Source organism: Streptomyces sp. NPDC052687 (assembly GCF_040678395.1).
In the GTDB taxonomy this organism is placed as follows: Bacteria; Actinomycetota; Actinomycetes; order Streptomycetales; family Streptomycetaceae; genus Streptomyces.
The window spans coordinates 1-5170 of record NZ_JBFATR010000098.1 but is presented as its reverse complement, the minus strand read 5'-3'; the positions used below and the strand labels follow the sequence as shown (position 1 = coordinate 5170).

The window sequence follows — 5170 nt, the reverse complement described above, 5'->3', positions numbered from 1 at the left end:
CGCCCCGGCGCCGGGCGCGACCGGTGGCCGGCCCGTGCCGGTCCGGGTCCGGCGGACCGCCTCCGCGCGGTCCGCGCCCCCGGTCTTCGACGACCCCGACGCGCTCCTGCGCCTGATGCTGCGGTGGCTGCGCCGGACGGACCGGTGGCGGGTGTGACCACGCGCCCCTCCGCGCCCGCGGGCCACCGGTCACGAAAGCCCCCAGGCGGCCCACGAGACCGCGAACCGGGGCTCATTGACAATTCGCAGAACGAAACTTATCCAGTCTCCCAGTGAGGTGTATCTGCTCCGGGTCGTGGACGCGGAGGGGAGGAGAGGACCCATGGCACGCGCAGTGGGAATCGACCTCGGCACCACCAACTCGGTCGTCTGCGTGCTGGAGGGCGGAGAGCCGACGGTCATCACCAACACGGAAGGGGCACGGACCACCCCGTCGGTGGTCGCCTTCGCCAAGAACGGCGAGGTGCTGGTCGGTGAGGTCGCCAAGCGCCAGGCCGTCACGAACGTCGAGCGCACCATCCGTTCCGTCAAGCGCCACATGGGCGAGGCCCAATGGCGCTTCCCCGAGACCGGGAGCGTCGACGGCAAGCGGTACACGGCCCAGGAGATCTCCGCACGCGTGCTCCAGAAGCTCAAGCGGGACGCGGAGTCCTACCTGGGCGAGGACGTCACGGACGCGGTGATCACCGTCCCGGCGTACTTCAACGACTCCCAGCGCACCGCCACCAAGGAGGCCGGGGAGATCGCCGGGCTCAAGGTGCTGCGGATCATCAACGAGCCCACGTCCGCGGCCCTGGCGTACGGCCTGGACAAGGAGAACGACCAGACGGTCCTCGTCTTCGACCTCGGCGGCGGCACCTTCGACGTGTCGCTGCTGGAGATCGGCGAGGGCGTGGTCGAGGTGAAGGCCACCAACGGCGACACCCACCTGGGCGGCGACGACTGGGACCAGCGCGTCGTCGACCACCTGGTCACACAGTTCAAGAACGGGTACGGCGTCGACCTGGCCAAGGACAAGATGGCCGTACAGCGGCTCCGGGAGGCCGCGGAGCGGGCGAAGATCGAGCTGTCGTCGTCCTCCGAGACCTCGATCAACCTGCCGTACATCACGGCCTCCGCCGAGGGTCCGCTGCACCTGGACGAGAAGCTGACCCGCGCCCAGTTCCAGCAGCTGACCGCGGACCTGCTGGAGCGGTGCAAGGGGCCGTTCCACAACGCGATCAAGGACGCCGGGATCAAGGTGTCCGACATCGACCACGTCATCCTGGTCGGCGGCTCCACCCGGATGCCGGCGGTCACCGAACTGGTGCGGGAACTGACCGGCAAGGACCCGCACAAGGGGGTGAACCCGGACGAGGTCGTCGCCATCGGCGCGGCCCTGCAAGCCGGTGTCCTCAAGGGTGAGGTCAAGGACGTCCTGCTGCTGGACGTCACCCCGCTGTCCCTCGGCATCGAGACCAAGGGCGGCATCATGACCAAGCTGATCGAGCGGAACACGACCATCCCGACCCGGCGGTCGGAGATCTTCACCACGGCCGAGGACAACCAGCCGTCGGTGCAGATCCAGGTCTACCAGGGCGAGCGGGAGATCGCGGCGTACAACAAGAAGCTCGGGATGTTCGAGCTGACCGGTCTGCCGCCGGCTCCGCGCGGCGTCCCGCAGATCGAGGTCGCCTTCGACATCGACGCCAACGGCATCATGCACGTCTCCGCCAAGGATCTCGGCACGGGACGTGAGCAGCGGATGACGGTCACCGGCGGGTCCTCGCTGCCGAAGGACGACATCGACCGCATGATGCGCGAGGCCGAGCAGTACGCCGAGGAGGACCGGAGCCGGCGCGAGGCCGCCGAGACCCGCAACCAGGCCGAGCAGGTCGCCTACCAGACCGAACGGCTGCTGACCGACAACGCCGACAAGATCCCCGCCGACATCAGGGGCGAGGTCGAGGGCGCTCTGACGGAACTGAAGGAGGCACTGAAGTCCGAGGCGACGGACACAGTGACCCTGCGGCAGGCCGCCGAGAAGGTCACCACGGCGGCCCAGAAGGTGGGCACCGCCATGTACGCGCAGGCCCAGCAGGCCCAGCAGGCACAGGGCGGAGAGAGCGGTCAGAGCGGTCGGAGCGCTCAAGGAGGAACCGCCGGTGCCGAGGGCGGCACCGGCGGGCAGGACGAGGACGTCGTGGACGCCGAGATCGTCGACGACGACAAACGGCAGGAGGGCACTGGATGACCCGCAGTACCGGCCGCCCCGGCGAACGTCCGCTGTCGGTCGTCCGGGAGGACAGGCGGCGCGGCCCGGGCAACAGCCTGGAACCCCGCCGCCCCGGCCCCGTCGAGCCGGCCCCGCGCGCGGACGCGGCCGCCCCCGGCGAGGCCGACGTCCTGCGCGCGCGCCTGCGGGAACGCACGGCGGATCTGCAACGCCTGCGGTCGGAGTTCGACCACTACCGCGCACGGGTGCGCCGGGACCGCCGCGCGGTCGGCGAGATCGCCGTCGCCAACGTGCTCGCCGGTCTCCTGCCCGTCCTGGACGCCATCGACGAGGCGCGGGCGCAGGGCGAGGTGACCGGCGGGTTCGGGCGCGTCGCCGAGGTGCTGGAGAAGGAACTCGGCGCGCTGGGACTGCGGTCCTTCGGCGCGCCGGGCGACCCCTTCGACCCCGCCGTGCACGAGGCGGTCTCCTGCACGCGCTCCGACCGGGTCGAACGCCCCGTCTGCGCGGCGATCCTGCGCCCCGGCTACCGGGTCGGCGACCAGCTGCTGCGGCCGGCCCAGGCGCATGTCGCCGAACCGGGACCGCCACCGCCCGGCGAGGCGCAGACGCTCGCGTAGCCCATCCTGAGTCCGCCGATATCAAGCATCCTTCCTCCCGCTTGTCAGCGTCCCTGCCGTCTGTGTATATGGCATGCAGACATCCGCACATGCAGGCATGACGGACAAAGGAGGAACAGTGCTGATATCCGCTGTCGTGATCCCTCTGCTCCTGCTCGCCGCTGTCCTCGCCCCGGGCCTCTACGAGGACTGGAAGGTCTTCTCCCGGCAGACCCGGCTGCCGCTGCCTTCGGCGGACACCCGTTCGCTCTTCCACTACCGCCGGTAGTTGCCTGGCCGAGGGTCACGTGTTACATCAAGGAGTTGGCACTCTCAGGTTGAGAGTGCCAACGGCTGAGTCGGGTGGCGGGCCCGTGCGGCCCTGTGCCGCCGTACGGGCGTGCGTCGCGGACGTCACCCGGATCCGCCGGCATCGATGCGGATGTCGATGTGGAGGAAACCGAAGGATGGCAACGAAGATCATCGCGTTCGACGAGGCGGCGCGGCGCGGTCTCGAGCGGGGCATGAACCAGCTCGCGGACGCCGTCAAGGTGACCCTCGGCCCCAAGGGCCGCAACGTCGTCCTCGACAAGAAGTGGGGCGCCCCCACGATCACCAACGACGGTGTCTCCATCGCCAAGGAGATCGAGCTCGAGGACCCGTACGAGAAGATCGGCGCCGAGCTGGTCCAGGAAGTCGCCAAGAAGACGGACGACGTCGCCGGTGACGGTACGACCACGGCCACCGTCCTCGCCCAGGCGCTGGTGCGGGAAGGGCTGAAGAACGTCGCGGCGGGCGCCAACCCGATGGCTCTCAAGCGCGGTATCGACCTCGCGGTCGAGCGGGTCTGCGGCGAACTGCTCGAAATGGCCAAGGAACTGGAGACCAAGGAGGAGATCGCCAACACCGCGGCCGTCTCGGCGGGCGGCGACCGGCTGATCGGCGACCTCATCGCCGAGGCCATGGACAAGGTCGGCAAGGAAGGCGTCATCACCGTCGAGGAGTCGCAGACCTTCGGTCTGGAGCTGGAGCTCACCGAGGGCATGCGCTTCGACAAGGGATACATCTCGCCGTACTTCGTCACCGACCAGGAACGCATGGAAGCGGTCCTGGAGGACCCGTACATCCTGCTCGTCGGCCACAAGGTGTCCGCCGTCAAGGACCTGCTGCCGCTGCTGGAGCAGGTCGTCAAGGAGAGCCGGCCGCTGCTGATCGTGGCCGAGGACGTCGAGGGCGAGGCGCTGGCCACCCTCGTCGTCAACAAGATCCGCGGCACCTTCAAGGCGGTCGCGGTCAAGGCGCCGGGCTTCGGCGACCGCCGCAAGGCCATGCTCGGCGACATGGCGGTCATGACCGGCGCGACGGTGATCTCCGACGAGGTGGGCCTCAAGCTGGAGAACGCCGGCCTCGACCTGCTCGGCCGGGCCCGCAAGGTCGTCGTGACCAAGGACGACACGACGATCGTGGACGGGGCCGGCGACGGCTCGGCCATCCAGGGCCGGGTGCAGCAGATCCGCGCCGAGATCGAACGCACCGACTCCGACTACGACCGCGAGAAGCTCCAGGAGCGGCTGGCCAAGCTGGCCGGCGGCGTGGCCGTCATCAAGGCGGGCGCGGCCACGGAGGTGGAGCTGAAGGAGCGCAAGCACCGCATCGAGGACGCCGTGCGCAACGCCAAGGCGGCCGTCGAGGAGGGCATCGTGCCCGGCGGTGGGGTGGCCCTGATCCAGGCCGCCGAGAACGCCTTCGAAAAACTGGACATGGACGTCCGGGACGACGAGTGGACCGGCGCCGAGATGGTGCGCCGCGCGCTCTCCGCTCCGCTGCGGCAGATCGCCGCCAACGCCGGGCTGGAGGGCGGCGTCGTGGTGGAGAAGGTCCGCTCCCTGCCGCGCGGCCACGGCCTGAACGCCGCGACCGGGGAGTACGTCGACCTGCTCGCCGACGGCATCATCGACCCGGCCAAGGTGACCCGCTCCGCGCTGCGCAACGCGGCGTCCATCGCGGGCCTGTTCCTCACCACCGAGGCCGTGGTCGCCGAGAAGCCGGAGGCGAAGAAGGCCCCGGCGGCGGCCGGAGCCGGCGCCGGCGTCTGAGGGCGAGGGGCGTCTCGGGCCGCTGAGCCGCCGAGCCGCTGAGCCTCTGATGGGGCCGGGTGCCCTGGGCATCCGAGGGCGCCCGGCACCTCCGGCTTCCCTGACGCCGGGCGTCTCGGCCCCTGAGGGCGCCGGGTGCCTCGGGCTTCCGACCACGCCGGGCGCCTCCGCGCGCCCGGCCGGTCACCCTCGCCCGGCCAATCCCCCCGCCTGGCCGGCCCCTCCCGCCCGGCGGCCCCCCCCCCCCGCGGGCCCCCCCC

The 5170-nt window shown here is 70.7% G+C and carries 4 protein-coding genes; all 4 read left to right on the top strand.

The window, feature by feature from the left end; all coding sequences use genetic code 11:
- The first annotated feature begins 322 nt into the window (after positions 1 to 322).
- The 4 genes from dnaK to groL all read left to right on the top strand — a co-directional run bounded on the left by dnaK (position 323) and on the right by groL (position 4910).
- Complete coding sequence (gene dnaK / locus AB0K92_RS33400) at positions 323 to 2233, top strand: molecular chaperone DnaK (RefSeq protein WP_365929026.1); 1911 nt, start codon at positions 323 to 325, stop codon at positions 2231 to 2233.
- On the top strand, positions 2230 to 2835 hold the full coding sequence (gene grpE / locus AB0K92_RS33395; protein ID WP_365929025.1) for a nucleotide exchange factor GrpE: 606 nt from the start codon (positions 2230 to 2232) through the stop codon (positions 2833 to 2835). Before dnaK ends, grpE begins: the two co-directional genes overlap by 4 nt.
- 118 nt (positions 2836 to 2953) lie before the next feature.
- Positions 2954 to 3103, top strand: coding sequence for a hypothetical protein (locus tag AB0K92_RS33390; protein WP_365929023.1), 150 nt, complete (start codon positions 2954 to 2956; stop codon positions 3101 to 3103).
- A 178-nt stretch (positions 3104 to 3281) separates the two neighbouring features.
- Positions 3282 to 4910 carry a chaperonin GroEL gene (groL, locus tag AB0K92_RS33385; RefSeq protein ID WP_365929022.1) on the top strand — a complete coding sequence of 543 codons (1629 nt, stop codon included), beginning with the start codon at positions 3282 to 3284 and terminating at the stop codon, positions 4908 to 4910.
- The last annotated feature ends 260 nt before the right edge of the window (positions 4911 to 5170 follow it).

Excerpts from the sequence above, each read along its gene's own strand:
- dnaK (WP_365929026.1), top strand. The coding sequence starts at position 323 with ATGGCACGCGCAGTGGGAATCGACCTCGGCACCACCAACTCGGTCGTC.
- grpE (WP_365929025.1), top strand. The coding sequence starts at position 2,230 with ATGACCCGCAGTACCGGCCGCCCCGGCGAACGTCCGCTGTCGGTCGTC.
- groL (WP_365929022.1), top strand. The coding sequence starts at position 3,282 with ATGGCAACGAAGATCATCGCGTTCGACGAGGCGGCGCGGCGCGGTCTC.